The sequence below is a fragment of the Sulfitobacter sp. 1A12779 genome (assembly GCF_043557315.1).
Classification (GTDB): domain Bacteria; phylum Pseudomonadota; class Alphaproteobacteria; order Rhodobacterales; family Rhodobacteraceae; genus Sulfitobacter; species Sulfitobacter faviae.
The window spans coordinates 396,761-414,325 of record NZ_JBIFFU010000001.1 but is presented as its reverse complement, the minus strand read 5'-3'; the positions used below and the strand labels follow the sequence as shown (position 1 = coordinate 414,325).

The 17,565-nt window shown below is 62.5% G+C and carries 22 protein-coding genes; 7 read left to right on the top strand and 15 right to left on the bottom strand.

The features are described from left to right. Positions 1 to 3: 3 nt before the first annotated feature. From era to folK, 10 genes are all read right to left on the bottom strand, one after another. Positions 4 to 912: a GTPase Era gene (era, locus tag ACGYLQ_RS02010; protein ID WP_394440088.1), complete on the bottom strand. Its 909-nt coding sequence runs from the start codon at positions 910 to 912 to the stop codon at positions 4 to 6. After that, entirely contained in the window at positions 909 to 1,595 is a 687-nt protein-coding gene (gene rnc, locus ACGYLQ_RS02005; RefSeq protein WP_067264583.1) for a ribonuclease III, read from the bottom strand. Before rnc ends, era begins: the two co-directional genes overlap by 4 nt. Continuing rightward, on the bottom strand, positions 1,592 to 2,428 hold the full coding sequence (gene lepB, locus ACGYLQ_RS02000; protein ID WP_394440086.1) for a signal peptidase I: 837 nt from the start codon (positions 2,426 to 2,428) through the stop codon (positions 1,592 to 1,594). The genes rnc and lepB overlap by 4 nt, the downstream gene beginning before the upstream one ends. Positions 2,429 to 2,550: 122 nt before the next feature. Beyond that, positions 2,551 to 2,964: a holo-ACP synthase gene (acpS, locus tag ACGYLQ_RS01995; protein WP_394412161.1), complete on the bottom strand. Its 414-nt coding sequence runs from the start codon at positions 2,962 to 2,964 to the stop codon at positions 2,551 to 2,553. Between the two features lie 147 nt (positions 2,965 to 3,111). Beyond that, entirely contained in the window at positions 3,112 to 3,555 is a 444-nt protein-coding gene (locus ACGYLQ_RS01990) for a PA2169 family four-helix-bundle protein (RefSeq protein WP_067264591.1), read from the bottom strand. Positions 3,556 to 3,668: 113 nt separating this feature from the next. After that, positions 3,669 to 4,421: a pyridoxine 5'-phosphate synthase gene (locus ACGYLQ_RS01985; RefSeq protein ID WP_209216617.1), complete on the bottom strand. Its 753-nt coding sequence runs from the start codon at positions 4,419 to 4,421 to the stop codon at positions 3,669 to 3,671. A 100-nt stretch (positions 4,422 to 4,521) separates the two neighbouring features. Next, positions 4,522 to 5,178, bottom strand: a complete 657-nt coding sequence (locus tag ACGYLQ_RS01980) for a DUF2062 domain-containing protein (RefSeq protein WP_067264597.1) — start codon at positions 5,176 to 5,178, stop codon at positions 4,522 to 4,524. 37 nt (positions 5,179 to 5,215) lie between these two features. Continuing rightward, positions 5,216 to 7,366 (bottom strand): RelA/SpoT family protein, encoded by a 2,151-nt coding sequence (locus ACGYLQ_RS01975; RefSeq protein WP_394440084.1) that lies wholly within the window; start codon positions 7,364 to 7,366, stop codon positions 5,216 to 5,218. A gap of 36 nt (positions 7,367 to 7,402) precedes the next feature. Next, a complete protein-coding gene (rpoZ, locus tag ACGYLQ_RS01970) occupies positions 7,403 to 7,756 on the bottom strand; it encodes a DNA-directed RNA polymerase subunit omega (RefSeq protein ID WP_067264606.1) in 354 nt (117 codons plus the stop codon). A 70-nt stretch (positions 7,757 to 7,826) separates the two neighbouring features. Then, positions 7,827 to 8,417 carry a 2-amino-4-hydroxy-6-hydroxymethyldihydropteridine diphosphokinase gene (folK, locus tag ACGYLQ_RS01965; RefSeq protein WP_394440245.1) on the bottom strand — a complete coding sequence of 197 codons (591 nt, stop codon included), beginning with the start codon at positions 8,415 to 8,417 and terminating at the stop codon, positions 7,827 to 7,829. A gap of 145 nt (positions 8,418 to 8,562) precedes the next feature. Between folK and ACGYLQ_RS01960 the strand changes: the two genes are divergently transcribed. The 5 genes from ACGYLQ_RS01960 (at position 8,563) to ACGYLQ_RS01940 (ending at position 12,250) form a co-directional block, all read left to right on the top strand. Further along, complete coding sequence (locus ACGYLQ_RS01960) at positions 8,563 to 9,111, top strand: NYN domain-containing protein (protein WP_209216621.1); 549 nt, start codon at positions 8,563 to 8,565, stop codon at positions 9,109 to 9,111. A 251-nt stretch (positions 9,112 to 9,362) separates the two neighbouring features. After that, positions 9,363 to 10,100: a LuxR C-terminal-related transcriptional regulator gene (locus ACGYLQ_RS01955; protein ID WP_394440082.1), complete on the top strand. Its 738-nt coding sequence runs from the start codon at positions 9,363 to 9,365 to the stop codon at positions 10,098 to 10,100. A gap of 60 nt (positions 10,101 to 10,160) precedes the next feature. Beyond that, the gene (gene ispH / locus ACGYLQ_RS01950; RefSeq protein WP_067264614.1) at positions 10,161 to 11,111 is read left to right on the top strand and encodes a 4-hydroxy-3-methylbut-2-enyl diphosphate reductase; all 951 of its coding nucleotides are present in this window, start codon (positions 10,161 to 10,163) and stop codon (positions 11,109 to 11,111) included. 54 nt (positions 11,112 to 11,165) lie between these two features. Continuing rightward, the gene (rnhA, locus tag ACGYLQ_RS01945; RefSeq protein WP_394440081.1) at positions 11,166 to 11,630 is read left to right on the top strand and encodes a ribonuclease HI; all 465 of its coding nucleotides are present in this window, start codon (positions 11,166 to 11,168) and stop codon (positions 11,628 to 11,630) included. Beyond that, positions 11,627 to 12,250 (top strand): trimeric intracellular cation channel family protein, encoded by a 624-nt coding sequence (locus ACGYLQ_RS01940; RefSeq protein WP_271692492.1) that lies wholly within the window; start codon positions 11,627 to 11,629, stop codon positions 12,248 to 12,250. Before rnhA ends, ACGYLQ_RS01940 begins: the two co-directional genes overlap by 4 nt. Before the next feature lie 10 nt (positions 12,251 to 12,260). On the opposite strand, the gene fmt is transcribed toward ACGYLQ_RS01940, so the two are convergent. From fmt to def (ACGYLQ_RS01920), 4 genes are read right to left on the bottom strand one after another with little or no spacing between them, the layout of a single operon-like run. Continuing rightward, positions 12,261 to 13,169, bottom strand: coding sequence for a methionyl-tRNA formyltransferase (gene fmt, locus ACGYLQ_RS01935; RefSeq protein ID WP_394440079.1), 909 nt, complete (start codon positions 13,167 to 13,169; stop codon positions 12,261 to 12,263). Between the two features lie 38 nt (positions 13,170 to 13,207). Further along, complete coding sequence (gene def / locus ACGYLQ_RS01930) at positions 13,208 to 13,705, bottom strand: peptide deformylase (RefSeq protein ID WP_271692494.1); 498 nt, start codon at positions 13,703 to 13,705, stop codon at positions 13,208 to 13,210. After that, positions 13,702 to 14,199: a peptide deformylase gene (def, locus tag ACGYLQ_RS01925; RefSeq protein ID WP_394440077.1), complete on the bottom strand. Its 498-nt coding sequence runs from the start codon at positions 14,197 to 14,199 to the stop codon at positions 13,702 to 13,704. The genes def (ACGYLQ_RS01930) and def (ACGYLQ_RS01925) overlap by 4 nt, the downstream gene beginning before the upstream one ends. Continuing rightward, the gene (gene def / locus ACGYLQ_RS01920; protein ID WP_067264635.1) at positions 14,196 to 14,714 is read right to left on the bottom strand and encodes a peptide deformylase; all 519 of its coding nucleotides are present in this window, start codon (positions 14,712 to 14,714) and stop codon (positions 14,196 to 14,198) included. Before def (ACGYLQ_RS01920) ends, def (ACGYLQ_RS01925) begins: the two co-directional genes overlap by 4 nt. A 96-nt stretch (positions 14,715 to 14,810) precedes the next feature. On the opposite strand from def (ACGYLQ_RS01920), the gene ACGYLQ_RS01915 reads away from it, so the two are divergent. Continuing rightward, on the top strand, positions 14,811 to 15,980 hold the full coding sequence (locus tag ACGYLQ_RS01915) for a MalY/PatB family protein (RefSeq protein ID WP_394440075.1): 1,170 nt from the start codon (positions 14,811 to 14,813) through the stop codon (positions 15,978 to 15,980). A 39-nt stretch (positions 15,981 to 16,019) separates the two neighbouring features. Here ACGYLQ_RS01915 and ACGYLQ_RS01910 read toward each other — a convergent pair whose 3' ends face one another. Then, positions 16,020 to 16,376 (bottom strand): hypothetical protein, encoded by a 357-nt coding sequence (locus tag ACGYLQ_RS01910; RefSeq protein WP_209216633.1) that lies wholly within the window; start codon positions 16,374 to 16,376, stop codon positions 16,020 to 16,022. A gap of 173 nt (positions 16,377 to 16,549) precedes the next feature. On the opposite strand from ACGYLQ_RS01910, the gene ACGYLQ_RS01905 reads away from it, so the two are divergent. Then, positions 16,550 to 17,524 (top strand): glutathione S-transferase family protein, encoded by a 975-nt coding sequence (locus ACGYLQ_RS01905; protein ID WP_394440073.1) that lies wholly within the window; start codon positions 16,550 to 16,552, stop codon positions 17,522 to 17,524. Positions 17,525 to 17,565: the final 41 nt, after the last annotated feature.

Sequence of the window (17,565 nt, the reverse complement as noted above, 5' to 3'; positions counted from 1 at the left end):
GCGTCAGTCATTGCCATCTTTGAAATCCAGGCCCATCTCGGAATAGCGCTCCGCCTCTTCCAGCCAGTTGGCGCGGACTTTTACCTGCAAAAACAGATGCACCTTGCGGCCAAGGAACTCTTCGAGTTCCTCTCGGGCGGCCTTGCCCACGGCCTTGATCGTCTCGCCCTTGTTGCCCAGCACGATGCCCTTGTGGCCGTCACGCACGACATAGACCAGCTGGTCAATCCGGGCCGAGCCGTCCTTGCGCTCTTCCCAGTTCTCGGTCTCGACGGTGAGCTGGTAGGGCAGTTCCTGATGCAGGCGCAGGGTCAGTTTCTCGCGCGTGATCTCGGCGGCGATGTTGCGCATCGGCAGGTCGGCGATCTGGTCTTCGGGATAGAGCCACGGGCCTTCCGGCACCTCGGCCGCCAGCCATTCGCGCAGGGTATCGGTGCCATGGCCGCGCTCGGCGGAGATCATGAAGGTTTCGGCAAAGTCGAAGGCCGCATTCATCTTCTCGGCCAGCCCCAGCAGCACCGGCGCCTCGACGCGGTCGATCTTGTTGATCGCCAGCGCCACGCGGCGGCCCTTGGCGATGTTGCTAAGCTCTTCGAGGATGCGTTCCACGCCCTCGGTCACGCCGCGGTGCGCCTCGATCAGCAGCACGATCACATCGGCATCCGCCGCGCCACCCCAAGCGGCGGCGACCATGGCGCGGTCCAGACGGCGGCGCGGCTGGAACAGGCCGGGGGTATCGACAAAGACCAGCTGCGCATCGCCCTCCATCGCCACGCCGCGGATGCGGGCGCGGGTGGTCTGGACCTTGTGTGTCACGATCGAGACCTTGGCCCCGACCATGCGGTTCAGCAGGGTGGATTTGCCCGCGTTGGGCTCTCCGATCAGGGCGACGAATCCGGCACGGGTGGTCATGTATTGCTCTCCAATTGCCGCAGCAGCGTGCTGGCGGCGGCCTGTTCGGCGGCGCGTTTCGACGGCGCGGTGGCGGCGGCCTCGGCCCCGTTGTCCAGCCGCGCGGTAATGGTAAAGACGGGCGCGTGATCCGGGCCGCTGCGCCCGGTCTGCACATAGCGCGGCGGGTTCAGCCCGCGCGCCTGCGCCCATTCCTGCAAAGCGGTCTTGGCGTCGCGCGCGTCTTCCTTGACGGTTTTGAGGCGGTCACCCCAGAGCCGCAGCACGAGGTCTTTGGCAGCGTCAAAACCACCGTCCAGATAGACCGCGGCGATCACCGCCTCGATCGCATCGCCCAAAAGCGCCTGCTTGCGCCGCCCGCCCGAGATCATCTCGGACCGACCGAGCTTGAGCACCTTACCCAGATCAATCTCACGCGCCACATCGGCGCAGGTTTCCTTGCGCACCAATGCGTTGAAGCGCGGGGCCAACTGGCCTTCGCTGGCGCCGGGATCAAGCGCCAGCAGCGCTTCGGCCATGACAAGGCCCAGCACCCGGTCGCCCAGAAACTCCAACCGCTGGTTGTCATCGCGGTTGGCCGAGGACATGGAGGCATGGGTCACCGCGCGCACCAGCAGCTCCGGCTTGGCAAAGTGATGGCCAATCCGCGTCTCGAAGGCTTTGAGGTCTCCGCTCAGTTTCATCTGACTGCTTCGAAGAAGCGGTCACCGCGCCATGTCCAGAAGAACAGCATCGAACGCCCGGCAGAGCTGAACATGATGCGATCCGCGCGGCCAATGAGGTTTTCGAAGGGCACGAAGCCCACGCCCCCGGCGCGCTGCGCCAAGCGGCTGTCGGCAGAGTTGTCACGGTTGTCGCCCATGAAGAAGTAATGCCCCTCGGGCACCGTGTAGACGCCTGTGTTGTCCGACTGCTGATTGGTGATGTTCAGGGTCGGATAGGACACGCCATTGGGCAGGGTTTCGATCTGGCGGCTTTTCACGCAGGTCGCCCCTTGGCCTACGGGGCCGTTTTCGCAGCGCGGGCGCAGTCGTTGCGGGCCTTGGGGGGCCATCACCTCTTCAAACGTGCCGGCATCTTCGACCTCGACCGGGGTGCCGTTCAGGCTGATGACACCGTTCTTGATCTGCACCTTGTCACCCGGCAGGCCAATCAGGCGCTTGATATAGTCGCGGCCCGAGACAGGGTGACGGAAGACGACCACATCGCCGCGCTCAGGCTCAGAACCGAAGAGGCGCTCGTTATCGCCATCGAAGACACCGCAGACATCCTTGGCGTCAATCTCGATCCCGACACCGGGCAGCATCAGGCTGGGGCAAGAGGCGTAGGAATAGCCGTAGGCCATCTTGTTCACGAAGAGGAAATCACCGATCAGCAGCGTCTCTTTCATGGAGCCGGAGGGGATCCAGAAGGGCTGGAAGAACAGGGTCCGAAAGACACCGGCGATCAGCAGCGCCCAAAAGATTGTCTTGATGGTTTCGACAAAGGCGTTGCCGGTTTTTTCCTTAGCGGCCATGCGGCGCTCCTGACATATCGGTTTGGGGTTACATGCGGGGCCGTGCGGGCCAAGTCAAGTGACGCGGGGCCGGATCGGCCTGCCCCGCGTGCATATGACGCGAAACGGCGGGGCGCGCCAGCCTAAGAGGCCGGATCGGCAAGAGGGCGCGCTTCAATCACCACGAAAGCCTGCGCCCAAGGGTGATCGTCGGTCAGGGTGACATGGATGATCGCCTCATGCCCCGGCGGGGTCATCGCGGCGAGACGGTCCGCAGCCCAGCCCGTGACCTCCATCACCGGCTGACCGCTGCGCAGATTGCTCACCGCCATGTCGCGCCAAGCGATGCCCATGCGCAGCCCGGTGCCAAGCGCCTTTGAACAAGCCTCTTTCGCGGCCCAGCGTTTGGCATAGGTGCCAGCCACATCATGGCGCCGCTCGGCCTTGCGTTGCTCGACCTCGGTGAACACCCGGTTGCGAAACCGGTCGCCGAAACGGTCAAGCGTGCCTTGGATACGCTCGATATTTGCCAGATCAGTGCCGATGCCGAGGATCATTGAGTGCCATTCTTGCCGCGTGACGGGGCCGATGGCCCTTTGCCCTCAATAGATCACGCGGCGGAAGCGAGGAAAAGCGGCAATCCGACGCGAAAACGCCGCCCCGCGGGAACGGGACGGCGTTGAATTTACCACAGGGCGCGGCGCTTAGGCTGCGACGTGGCGCGCCTTCTCGGCTTTCGCCTCGTCGATGGCGCGCTGAACGGCGGCGCGCTGTTCGGTCAGGAACTCATAGCCGGGGCGGCCAGCAGTGGCTTTGATCGCATCGTCGTAGTTTTCGACCAATGCGGATTCGCCGTTGATGATCTCGTCATAGACAGCTTCGTTGTCGCCGGTCACTGCGTCGCGCAGCTTCAGCCAACCGCGGTGAGCCGATGCGGCGGCAGAGCCTTCTTCGGATACATCCACGCCGTCGACGCCAAGCTGGCGGTGCAGTTCTGTGTGGAACTTCTCACGTTCCGCAATGCGCTGGTCGAAGAAGCCGACAAAAGCCGCTTCATCCGAGACCTGCTTGCGGGATTCGCGATAGCCGTCGCGGCTGTCGATCAGGCGGGTGTGCAGTTTCTTCAGCGTGTCGATATGGTCGCTCATTGGTGCCTCCTTAGGTTTGTTAACCAGTCTGGCGGCCCAACGCGGCCAAGGCCGCTTTAGGTCCGGAGGGAGGCACCCTTTGAGAGATTTTCCGCCACCGGCGGGCGGCAGGTTCAGCCCTCGCGGGCCTCATCCATCAGGCGGCGCATCTCGGCAATCGCGGGTTCCAACCCGAGGAAGATCGCCTCTCCAATCAGGAAGTGCCCGATGTTAAGCTCACGCACCTCGGGGAAAGCGGCGATCGGGGTGACGGTGTCATAGGTCAGCCCGTGGCCCGCGTGCACTTCAAGCCCGAGAGAGTCCGCGAAACGCGACATCTCGCGCAGCTTGTTGAGTTCTACATCCGCCTCATCCCAACGGCCCTCGGCGAAGGCATCGCAATAGGCACCGGTGTGCAATTCGATCACCTCTGCGCCGATGCGGTTGGCGGCTTCGATCTGCGCGCGCTCGGCTGCGATGAAGATCGACACCCGGCTGCCCGCCTCGCGCAGGGGCGCGATGAAATGGGCCAGCTTGTTCTCTTCCCGCGCGACTTCCAGCCCGCCTTCGGTGGTCCGCTCTTCACGCTTTTCGGGCACGATGCAGACGGCGTGGGGCTTGTGGCGCAGGGCGATCTTTTGCATCTCATCCGTCGCGGCCATCTCGAAGTTGAGCGGGACCGACAGCACCTCCATCAAGCCTTCGATATCGGCATCCGAGATATGCCGCCGGTCTTCGCGCAGATGCGCGGTGATGCCATCGGCCCCGGCCTTTTCCGCGATCTTGGCCGCGCGCAGCGGGTCGGGATAGGCGCCGCCCCGTGCGTTGCGCACCGTCGCCACATGGTCAATATTCACGCCCAATCTCAGCTTTGGTTGATCCGCCATCTCGATTCCCCTTGCATCACTCGCCCCGACCATAGGTCGGAACTTTCGCCAACCCCATAGGGAGAAGCGGTTTTTCCCGAAAATTGATGGCGCGAAAAGATCAGTCTGCGTGGCGCTTTGCGTCGGCCTTTTGTGCCGCCTTATGTTTGAGCGCCTCGAACTTAGCTTTGATCATGCCGCGCCGCCGCTTCTGATAGGCGCGCAACACCGGGACCGAGATGTAATAGGCGATAGAGGCGCAGATCATCCCAGGCAGGATGCCCCCGATCAGATAGGGGTAGAAGACCTGATGGAAGAATACCGTCAGCCCCGTCCAATCCATCTGGGTATCGGTAAAGATCGCGACGAAATTCTCTTTCAGATCGCGCCCGGCGTCGAGAAACTTACCCCCGAAAGAGCGGTGCGCCGTCGGCGCCACAGGCGCGCCGAGGATCCAATGCCCGGTTTGCAGGGCCGCGATGCCGATGGGCACATAGGTCAGCGGATTGCCAAAGAAAGTCGCCATCAGCGCAGCAAGGATATTGGCCCGCATCACCCGCCCGATCAGCGCGGCCACGATGAAGTGCAGGCCGTAAAAGGGCGTAAAGGTGGTAAAGACCCCGGCCCAGATGCCGCGCGCGATGCGCTCAGGGCTGTCGGGCAGCCGCCGCATCCGGTGTTTGACATAGTGAAACGCACGCGTCCAACCACCGCGCGGCCACAGAAACTCGGCCAGCGCGCGCAGGGTCGGTTTCGGATCGCGGCGTTTGAAAATCAAGTCTCAGGTCCAGTATCGGCGTTTCGTCTGCGCAGGGTCAGGTGGTCTTTTCGACGGTCTTTCCCATGCTCATATTGCGGTGCCTGTTGACATCGGCGACCTCACTCTCGGCTTCGAGCGTGGACATCAGCGAATGCAGGTGACTCACGTCTCTGAGATCCACATAGACCACCAGCCGGTAAAAGTCAGGCTTGCGCTCCACAAACTCCAGATCTGAGATATTGGCCGAGGCTTCGCCGATCAAGGTACAGACCCGCCCCAGAACGCCCGCGCCATTGCCGATGGTGATGTCCAGCGCGCAGGTATAGACCGCTGGGTGGCTGCCGTCATGCCAACGCAGATCGAGCCAGCGTTCGGGTTGGTCCTCATATTCCGAGAGGCGGTCACAGTCGATGGCATGGACAGTCACGCCCTTGCCCCGGAAGGTGATGCCAACGATCCGCTCACCGGGCAGCGGGGTGCAACAAGGCGCGCGGTCAAAGCTCTGGCCGGGTTCGAGCCCCACGACCGCGCGGCGCACGTCGATCTGTTCGCCCTTTTGCGGGGCAAGGTCGGGATAGACGCATTCCACCACTTCGCGGCCCGTGAGTTCCGAACTGCCAAGCCGGGCGAGCACCTCATCAGGGCCATTCAGCCGCATGTTCTTGGCCACGGTATGCAGCACCTTGTCGGTGGCCTTCTTACCGACCTGCGCAAAGGCCGAGCGCGCCAATTCGCGGCCCAGTTTGATAAAGCGCTCGCGGTCGACCTCACGCAGGGAGCGCCGGATCGCCGACTTGGCTTTGCCCGTGGTGGCAATGTCGAGCCATGTCACCTGCGGCGTCTGGCCCTGCGCGGTGGTGATCTCAATCGACTGGCCGTTTTTGATCCGGGTCCACAGCGGCACGCGCATCCCGTCGATCTTGGCCCCCACACAGGCGTTGCCGATACGGGTGTGGATCGCATAGGCGAAATCAATCGGCGTAGCCCCGCGCGGCAGTTTCACCACATCGCCTTTGGGCGTGAAGCAGAACACCTGATCGGCGTACATCTCAAGCTTCACCGCTTCGAGGAAATCCTCGTGATCGGTCTCGGCGTCGAACTGCTCGGTCAGCTGGCTGATCCACTTGGCGGGATCGACGGCAAAGGGGTTCCGGCTGCGCACACCGTCGCGGTAGGACCAATGGGCGGCGACGCCGGTCTCGGCCACGTCATGCATCTGGCGGGTGCGGATCTGCACCTCCACCCGTTTGCCGTCACGGCCCGAGACGGTGGTGTGGATTGACCGGTAACCGTTGGTCTTGGGCTGGCTGATGTAATCCTTGAACCGCCCCGGCACCGCGCGCCAGCGGCGATGGATCGCCCCGAGGGTGCGGTAGCAGTCTTCTTCAGAGGCGGTAATGACGCGAAAGCCGTAGATGTCGGACAGGCGGGAGAAGCTTTGCTCCTTCTCCTCCATCTTGCGCCAGATCGAATAGGGTTTCTTGGCCCGGCCAAAGACCTCGGCTTCGATATCCGCCTTTTCCAACTCTACCCGCATATCGCCGGTGATGCGCTGGATCACATCGCCGGTGTCACGTTGCAGGGTGATGAAACGCCGGATGATCGACGCGCGCGCCTCGGGGTTGAGGACCCGAAAGGCGAGGTCTTCAAGCTCTTCGCGCATCCACTGCATGCCCATGCGGCCCGCCAGCGGCGCATAAATGTCCATCGTCTCCCGCGCCTTTTTGATCTGCTTGTCCGGGCGCATGGATTTGATCGTGCGCATGTTGTGCAGACGGTCGGCGAGCTTGACGAGGATGACGCGCAAGTCCTTGGACATCGCCATGAAAAGCTTGCGAAAATTCTCGGCCTGTTTGGTCTCGGTCGAGTTCAGCTGAAGGTTGGTGAGCTTGGTGACGCCATCGACCAATTCCGCCACCTCGCCGCCAAAGAGGCTTTGCACCTCGGCATAAGACGCTTTGGTGTCTTCGATCGTGTCGTGCAGAAGGGCGGTGATGATCGTCGCATCGTCAAGCTGCTGTTCCGTGAGGATCGCAGCGACAGCGATGGGATGGGTGAAATAGGGCTCGCCGGAATGGCGAAACTGCCCCTCATGCATCCGCGCCCCATAGTCGAAAGCGGCGCGGATCAGGGGTTCATTGGTACGCGAATTGTAGCCTTGAACAAGAGCGATCAGGTCGTCGGCAGTGATGTCGGCGCTGTTCATGCCATCTGCCTCATAGCCCCGGCCGGGGCGCGGGGGTTAGCCCTGCCCCTGTGCGGCCATCAACTGGCGCAGCAACATTTCTTCGGACATGCTGTCTTCTTCGGGCTTGTCCTCTTCGGCACCCATCAAAAGCGCCATGGCGTCTTCTTCGGGCTCGTCGACTTCGATCTGGCTCTGGTTGCTTTCGATCAGACGCTCGCGCAGATCATCGGCCGACTGTGTTTCTTCGGCGATTTCGCGCAGGGACACGACGGGGTTCTTGTCGTTGTCACGGTCAACGGTCAGCTGCGATCCGGCAGAGATCTCGCGGGCACGATGTGCGGCCAGCATGACGAGTTCGAAACGGTTCGGAACCTTATCCACACAATCTTCGACGGTGACGCGGGCCATGAAGCCTCCAATATCTCATTTGCTGCCAGAAGTGCCGTATTTAAGCCGCCTCGGGCAGATTTACAAGCCGTTATTGCAGCCGCCGCACCTCGGCACGATCCCGCTCAGGCAGGGCCTCAAGCAGGGCGCGCACGGGTTTTCCAAGCAGCGGATGCACCCAATTGGGGGCCACATCGGCCAGCGGCACCAAGACGAAGGCCCGATCCTGTAGCCGGGGATGCGGCAGGATCAATTGCTCCGGCGTGCGGCCAATCTGTGCCTCCAAAGGCAACTCGCGCCACATCTTGTGGGTCTGGCGGTCTGGCAACACGATATCATCACAGGCCAAAAGATCCAAATCCAAGGTCCGCTGGCCCCAGCGTTGCACCCGCTCACGGCCCATCTGCGCCTCGATCCGGTGCAAGACGCCAAGAGCGGCCTGCGGATCCCACGGCGCTTCAAGCCAGGCGGCGGCATTCACATAGTCCGGCCCCGCCCCTGCGGGAAAGGCCGGAGTGTGATAAAATGCACTCGTGGCGCGAATCACCGCGCCGGACGTCTGCAATAGCTTTAAAGCCGATTTTAGCGTTTCCTGAGGCTTACCCACAGAAGATGCAAGGTTACCGCCGAGCGCAACCAGAAGACTATACTTTCGTATAGGGCCTCTACTGCTTAATTCCATACCCTCGGGGTCTTGCGACATCGTTAAAAAGCCTTAGTTATGCACCCTGATGTGGGGGCATCGCCAGAGGTCACGGATTTATTAATCCGCGGCGATTACAGTTCAAAACCGGGAATACGGCGAAGCCTGCCGAAAGGATAGTTTAATGTTCTACAAAGATGAGCGGTTGGCGCTTTTTATAGATGGCTCCAACCTCTACGCCGCGGCAAAGACGCTGGGCTTCGACATCGACTACAAGCTGCTGCGGCAAGAGTTCATGCGCCGCGGCAAGCTGCTGCGCGCCTTCTACTATACCGCGCTTTTGGAAAACGATGAATATTCGCCAATCCGCCCGCTTGTCGACTGGTTGAACTACAACGGCTTCTCCATGGTCACCAAACCGGCCAAGGAATACACCGACAGCATGGGCCGCCGTAAAGTCAAAGGCGATATGGACATCGAACTGGCCGTCGATGCGATGGAACTGGCCCCGCGTGTCGATCACATCGTGATCTTCTCTGGCGATGGTGATTTCCGCCCGCTGGTGGAAAGCCTGCAACGCCAAGGCGTGCGCGTCTCCGTCGTCTCCACGATCCGCAGCCAGCCGCCGATGATCTCGGACGATCTGCGCCGCCAAGCCGACAACTTTATCGAGCTTGATGACCTGCGTGACGTTATCGGCCGCCCGCCGCGCGATCCCGCACCGCAGGACTAAACGACGTAGGCCCATTTCGCGCAGAACCATGCCGCCCCGTGCGGCAGCGGTCCTATTGTGCGCAGTGTATGGGTAATGGGCAAACGAATACCAGGCCAGCGACTGTGGCGTCACTGGCCTGTGAAATTTCTAAAATACCCCAGGGAAGATACAATACAGCACATGAACCCATGCGTTCCCCTTGATCCCACACTACCTGCTCCCGTAGAAACAGACGACCCCCCGAAAAAGGGGGGTAAAAGTGAGGGAAGATGCTGTTCGATGCCGCTGTACGTTTGGAAAAGCTGCAAGATGTTAGCGCGCTTTGGGATGGGATCATAAAGACATTTCGAAAGACCGGCTTTACCCATGCCATCCACATCAGCGTGGGTGCGGATTTCAAAGACGCTCAGTTTCTGTCCACCATCCCCGACCTTTACGATGACCTCCCGCCCGAGGATGACCCATTCCTGCACCACTCGTGCAACAGTTATGATGTGCTGACGATCGGCCAAGCCTTCGTACACCTCTACCCCGATGTCACCCCGTCCGAGCATTCGCTGATCGCCCGCGCGGGGCGCGAAGGTCTGCATGCTGCCTTTGCCGTGCCGATGCGGCTGAAGGGCTCCGAACGCTTTGGCGGCTTCATCGTCGGTAACGAGATGGAGGCCGAAGAGTTCGAGCGCGCCTTCAGCGACATTGCCGAGGATCTGCGCCTCTTCTGCCTGCTCATGCACCGCCGGATCGAAGACCTGACCGGCACCGCGCCCCTGCCCCTGCCCGAGAACCCTTCGGCCTTCGATAAACTCAGCCCGCGCGAAGCCGAAGTGGTGAACCTGCTGGCCCACGGCTACACCCGCCAGCAGACCGCGCACCGCTGCAATCTTTCTATCCACACCGTGTCGGACTATGCGAAATCCGGCTACCGCAAGCTCGGCATCCGCAACCGGGCGCAGGCCGCCGCGCTGGTGCACGCCACGGCGGGCGAGCCTGCGCCCAAGTCGGACTGACGGGCTGGACGAAGCGGGCCCAAGCCCTTACCTCTGCGCCAACCGTCCGGAGATTTCGCCATGACCAAACCGCCTCTTACCCTCTACCTTGCCGCGCCGCGCGGATTCTGTGCGGGCGTGGACCGGGCGATCAAGATCGTCGAAATGGCGATCGAGAAATGGGGTGCGCCGGTCTACGTGCGACATGAAATCGTGCACAACAAATTCGTCGTCGACGGGTTGCGCGACAAGGGCGCGGTCTTTGTCGAGGAACTGAGCGAATGCCCCGACGACCGCCCGGTGATCTTTTCCGCCCATGGCGTGCCGAAATCCGTGCCCTCGGCGGCGCAGGCGCGGAATATGATCTATGTCGATGCCACCTGCCCGCTGGTCTCCAAGGTGCATATCGAGGCGCAGCGGCATGCGGATGCGGGCCTTCAGATCATCATGATCGGCCATGCGGGCCACCCTGAGACGATCGGCACCATGGGTCAATTGCCCGAAGGCGATGTGCTGCTCGTCGAAACGCCTGAGGATGTGGCCACAGTCGCCGTGCGCGATGACGCGCGTTTGGCCTATGTCACTCAGACCACGCTCAGCGTCGATGACACCGCCGATATCGTGGCTGCCCTACAGGCGCGCTTTCCCGCCATCATCGGCCCGCATAAAGAAGACATCTGCTACGCCACGACCAACCGTCAGGAAGCGGTCAAAGCCATGGCGCCGAAATGCGACGCGATGCTCGTGGTGGGCGCGCCCAATTCCTCGAACTCCAAACGGCTGGTCGAAGTCGGCGCCCGCGCAGGCTGCGCCTATGCGCAACTGGTGCAGCGCGCCGATGACATCGACTGGCGCGCGCTGGAGGGCATCGGAAGCATCGGCATCACGGCGGGCGCATCGGCCCCCGAAGTGCTCATCAATGAGGTGATCGACGCCTTCAAAGCGCGCTATGACGTAACCACCGATCTGGTCGAAACCGCGCAGGAGAACGTCGAATTCAAAGTGCCGCGCGTTCTACGCCAACCCGCCTGATTGACCGCCGCGCGCCAGCCGCCTAAACCGCGCTGGAAACTGCCGGAGATACCCATGCCTGACCTCTACGCCTATACTGACGGTGCCTGTTCGGGCAATCCCGGCCCCGGCGGCTGGGGCGTGCTGATGCGCGCGATGGAGGGCGATAAGATCGTCAAGGAACGCGAGTTGAAAGGCGGCGAGGCGCAGACCACGAACAACCGCATGGAGCTGATGGCCGCGATCTCGGCGCTGGAATCGCTCAGCCGCCCGACCGAGATCACGCTGGTGACCGATAGCAACTACGTCAAAAACGGCATCACCGGTTGGATCTTCGGCTGGAAAAAGAACGGTTGGAAGAACGCGGCCAAGAAGCCGGTCAAGAACGCCGAGCTTTGGCAACGGCTGGACGCCGCGAATGCGCGGCACAATGTGACGTGGAAATGGGTCAAGGGCCACGCCGGCCACCCCGAGAACGAGCGCGCCGATGAACTGGCCCGCGCAGGCATGGCCCCCTTCAAACCGGGCGGCAAGAAGTGACCCTGCTGGCCCTGCTGGACTATGCCGCCGTGCTGGTCTTTGCCATCACCGGTGCGCTTGTTGCCAGCCGGGCGCAGCTTGATATCGTGGGCTTTGCCTTTATCGCCTGCCTGACCGCCGTGGGCGGCGGCACGATCCGTGACCTTCTGCTCGACCGCAACCCGATCTTCTGGATCGAGACCCCCAGCATGTTAGGCGTGGCCATCCTGGCCGCTTTGGTGGTGTTTTTCACCGCCCACCTGCTGGAAAGCCGCTTTCGCACTCTGATCTGGCTCGACAGTCTGGCGCTTGCCGTCGCGGTCGCGGCGGGGGTTGGTGTGGCGATGGCGCAAGAGCAGTCCGCGCCGATCATCATCGTGATGGGTATGATCACCGGCTGTATGGGCGGGCTGATGCGCGATGTGGTGGTCGGGCAGCTGCCGCTGGTGCTGACCCAAGGCGAGCTTTACGCAACCGCAGCGCTCTCAGGTGCCGCCGTCGCCGTGCTGCTGTCGCCCTATTTCGATGGCACGCTCTACCCGCTGCTGGCCTGCGCCGCGACGACTTGGGTACTGCGCGCCGGGTCGCTCTATTTTGGCTGGCACCTGCCGGTCTACAAAAGCACCCCGCCCAAAAGCTGAACGCTCAGTCTCAGCTAAGACGCGCACCCACTGCGATCTGCGCACCGCGTTGAAACACATCCGCCTCCTGCACGCCCTTGCCCGCGCGCTGTAGCCGCGTCAGCCGCACCGCCCCGTCGCCGCAGGCGATGCGCAGCGCCTCCGACAGCACCTCACCCGGCGCGCCGGTGCCCTCGTCCAGCACCGAGCCGAGGACTTTCACCCGCTGGCCGTCAATCTCGAACCACGCGCCGGGGAAAGGCGACAAGCCCCGGATCAGCCGGTCCACCTCGACCGCGGGGCGGGTCCAGTCGATGCGCGCTTCGGCCTTGTCGATCTTGGCGGCGTAGGTGACGCCCTCTTCGGGCTGGGGCTGCGGCGCCAGATCGGTCAGGTGCGACAGCGCCTTGTTGATCGCAACCGCGCCCATGGTGCTCAACCGGTCATGCAACTGTGCCGTCGTCTCATCGCTGCCGATCTTGGTCTCTTCGCACAGCAGCACCGGCCCGGTATCCAACCCCGCTTCCATCTGCATGATGCACACGCCGGTCTTTTCGTCGCCCGCCATGATCGCACGGTGAATGGGCGCCGCCCCGCGCCAGCGCGGCAGCAGGCTGGCGTGGATGTTCAAACAGCCATGTTTCGGCGCGTCGAGAATGGGCTGCGGCAGGATCAGACCGTAGGCCACGACCACCGCCGCATCGGCCTCAAGCGCGGCGAATTCTTCCTGCGGCTCGGGATGCTTGAGCGAGACCGGATGGCGCACCAGCAGGCCAAGCGCTTCGGCGCGTTGCTGCACCGGGCTGGGACGGGGCTTCTTGCCGCGCCCGGCGGGGCGGGGCGGCTGGCAATAGACCGCACAGATCTCATGCCCGCCCTGCACCAGCGCATCGAGGATCGGCACCGAGAAATCGGGCGTGCCCATGAAGATCAGTCGCATCTGTTCACTCCTGCCGGACAGCACCTTGGAGAGCGCCGTCAGCCGTTCTGTTTGCGTGCCTTGCGCAACAGCATGTCGCGCTTGGTTTTGCTGAGGTTGTCGAAATACATCTTGCCCGCCAGATGGTCGATCTGGTGCTGCACGCTCACCGCTTCCAGTCCGACGAAATCGCGCTCCACCTCGGCCCCCGTCTCATCCAGAAAGCGTACCTTCACCCCACGCGGGCGGCGGATCACGGCGCTGAAACCGGGCAGATTGGGACTGGCCTCCTCGTAAGGATGCAACACGGCAGAGGCATCGACGATCACCGGGTTCGCCAGCCGAATGCGTTTGTTGCGCGCTTCCGAGGCATCGACGACGGCGACCTGCAACATCACCCCGATCTGCGGCGCGGCAAGGCCGACGCCGGGCATGGCGTCCATCGTCTCGATCATGTCGTCCCAGAGGGTGCGGATTTCATCCGTCACCGCCTCAATCGGTTCGGCAGGGCTGCGCAGGCGTTTGTCGGGCCATGGAACATAGCGGCGTAGGGTCATTGTGCGTTGAACTCCGCAATCTTGGCCGCGCGGGTCTCCGCGTCGAGGTGATCGAAGGTCACCACGCCATCAAGGTGATCCATCTCATGCTGCGCGATCAACGCGGCGGCGCCTTCCATGCTCTGCACATAGCGGCCCCCGTTCAGACCGGTCCAGACCATCTGCACCTGCGCGGGGCGCGAGATGTCGGTGCTGATGCCGGGGATGCTCAGGCAGCCTTCGGTATTGGTCACCCGTTCTTCGCCCACTTCTTGAAACATCGGATTGATGCAAACCAGCGGGTCGGACTTGCCCTCTTTCCAGCCCGCGTCCATAACGAAGATGCGCAGCATCGCGCCCACCTGCGGCCCGGCAAGGCCACGCCCCGGTGCGGCATACATCGTCTCAAGCATATCGGCGGCGAGGCGTTCGATCTCCGGCGTGATCTCTTCGACCGGGGCGCAGATCTCGGCCAGACGCGGGTCGGGCCAGCGGAGAACCTCCAGCACGCTCATCCGCGCGCCAGCTCGCGCTTGAGCTTGACCATCTTGCGTGTGATCATCTGGCGCTTCAGCGGCTTGAGGTAGTCGATGAAAAGCTTGCCGTCGAGGTGGTCGATCTCATGCTGAACGCAGGTCGCCCAAAGCCCGTCAAAGGCTTCCTGCTGCTCTTTCCCATCACGGTCGAGCCAGCGCACCTCAACCTCCGCCGGGCGGGTCACCTCGGCATATTGGTCGGGGATGCTGAGGCACCCTTCTTCATAGGTGTTGAGCGCGTCCGAAGAGGCCACGATTTCGGGGTTGAACATCAGCAAGGGCCGGGGCGCTTCGCCCTCTTCCTTGACGCAATCCAGCACAATCACACGGCTCAGCACGCCGATCTGCGGCGCGGCAAGGCCGATGCCCGGCGCATCATACATGGTGGTCAACATATCATCGCCCAGCACGCGCAGCTCGTCGCTGAGATCGGCGACGGGGGCTGCGGCTTTCTTGAGCCGTGGATCGGGGTGCAAAAGGATCGGGCGTTTCATCCCGCTCATTTAGGCCATGCCCGTGCATCGCGCAACCGGGGGCTTGCAGCGCCTGCGGCAGCCGTTAGCTTGGCCGCAATATCAGGAGAGACCAGCATGAGCTTTGACGACATCATCGACCGGCGCGGCACCCATTGTGCGAAATGGGACAAGATGGAAGCGATCTATGGCGTGCCCGCGGATACCGGCATCGCCATGTGGGTGGCCGACATGGATTTCCGCCCCCCGCAAGTGGTGCAGGACGCGCTTCAGGCCCAGATTGATCACGGGGTGCACGGGTATTTCGGCGATGACAGCAAATACCTTGCCGCGATCCAATGGTGGATGGAAAACCGCCACGGTTGGAAAGTCGACGCCGAGGCGATCTTTACCACGCATGGTTTGGTGAACGGCACCGCCATGTGTGTCGATGCTTTCACCCAGCCCGGCGATGGGGTGGTGCTGTTCACCCCGGTCTATCACGCCTTTGCCCGCGTGATTAACGCCGCCGAGCGTCGGGTGGTGGAATGCCCGCTGACCAATGCCTCGGGCCGTTACGAGATGGATTTTGACGCTTATGACGCCCTGATGACCGGGGATGAGAAGATGGTGATCCTCTGTTCGCCGCATAACCCCGGCGGGCGGGTCTGGAGCCGTGAGGAACTGCAAGGCGTGGCCGACTTCGCCAAGCGGCACGATCTGGTGCTGGTCTCGGATGAGATCCACCACGATCTGGTGATGCCGGGGCACAAGCATATCCCCATGGCCCAGATCGACGGGATCGAAGACCGTCTGGTGATGATGACCGCCACGACCAAGACCTTCAACATCGCGGGCGGCCATACCGGAAACGTCATCATTCACGACCCCAAGCTGCGTGAGCGCTTTGCCCGGCGCATGGCGGCCTTGGGCGTTTCGGCAAACTCCTTCGGGCTGATCATGGCGACCGCTGCCTATTCGCCCGAAGGGGCTGCTTGGGTGGATGAGTTGACCGCCTATCTTGATGGCAACCGGCAGCTCTTCGACGAGGCGGTGAACGCGATTCCGGGGCTAAGCTCGATGCCGTTGGAATCGACCTATCTGGCTTGGGTGGACTTTTCGGGCACCGGCATGGAGCCCGCAGAGTTTCAGGACCGTGTCGAGAAAAGCGCCGCCATCGCCGCCAACCACGGCGCCACCTTTGGCACGGGGGGCGAAAGCTTCATGCGCTTCAACCTCGCCACCCCGCGCGCACGGGTCGAGGAAGCCTGCGAGCGGCTCACCAAAGCTTTCAGCGATTTACAGTAACGAAACGGCGCGGCGGGGCAGCCCCGCCGTGCCGCCCTTTCAGGCGCGGCCGTCTTCGATCAGACCCAGCGGCGCATCGGCGGGGCGTTCGAAGTCAAGCGGCGGACGGTCCGCCACGGCGGTGGCGCGTTTGAACTCATAGCGCATCTCGCCCGCTTCTTCCTCACTCGCCACGATCAGACATTGGAACAGATGCAGGCTGCCGTCATAGAGATCGACCAGCCCGCGCAGCTTCGGCGCATCCTGTGCATCGACGGAGAAACCGGTCTTCCACATGCGCAGTACGCGGTAGACATCACCGCCCGCCTCAAGCCGCAGGCGCGCGCCCTTGCGCAGGCTTGCCATACGCGCGGCATCCAGCCCCGCCTGTATTTCTTTCGACAGAAATTCTTCCATGCGCAATCCCCCCGCTGATGCCTCTAAGCTGGCGGAAAGCGTAGAAAATTCAAGTTAAGAATTGGTGACGTTTGGGCAGTCTGCATCAGCGCAGAGCGGCTGCGCGCCTATGAAGATGGGCGGCCCCCGCGCCCTGCCCTAAATATACCCTCAAACGCGGAAAGGAGAACAAGATGGGCCTATTGGTCGACGGTAAATGGCAAGACAAATGGTATGACACCAAATCCTCGGGCGGCAAATTTGAGCGCAGCGAGGCCAAGTTTCGCAACTGGGTGACCGCCGATGGCAGCGCCGGACCCAGCGGCGAAGGCGGGTTCAAGGCAGAATCGGGCCGCTACCACCTCTACGTCAGCTATGCCTGCCCATGGGCGCATCGCGCGCTGATCTTCCGCCAGTTGAAGGGGCTTGAGGATCACATCGGTGTCTCTGTCGTGCATCCCGATATGCTGGGCGAGGGCTGGACCTTTGACACGGATTTCCCCGGTGCCACGGGCGACACGCTCTTCGGCCTGCCCTATGCCCGCGACATCTACACCCGTGCCAATCCCAATTTCACAGGCCGCGTCACCGTGCCGATCCTCTGGGACAAAGAGCGCGAGACCATCGTCAGCAACGAGAGCGCCGAGATCATCCGCATGTTCAACAGCGCCTTCGACGCGATCACCGGCAACAGTGATGACTATTACCCCGCTCCCCTGCACGACCGCATCGAAGAGGTGAACGCCCGCGTCTATGACACGCTGAACAACGGCGTGTACAAAGCTGGTTTCGCCACCACGCAAGAGGCCTATGACGCTGCCGTGCATCCGCTCTTCGACACGCTGGATTGGATCGAAGACATCCTGTCGCAGAACCGCTACCTCGCGGGCGACCGGATGACCGAGGCCGATTGGCGGCTCTTCACTACGCTGATGCGCTTCGACAAGGTCTATCATCTGCACTTTAAATGTAACCGCAAGCGGATCGTCGATTACCCGAACATCTGGGCCTATACGCGCGAACTCTATCAGGTGCCCGGCGTGGCCGAGACGGTGAACTTCGACCATATCGTGCGGCACTACCACTACAGCCACGACACGATTAACCCGCACCGCATCATCCCGATCAATCCGGTGCTGGACTTCGACGCGCCGCACGGGCGCGGCTGACCTCCCCTCCCCCTGCCCCGTGAAGGCGCTTGATCGCGCAG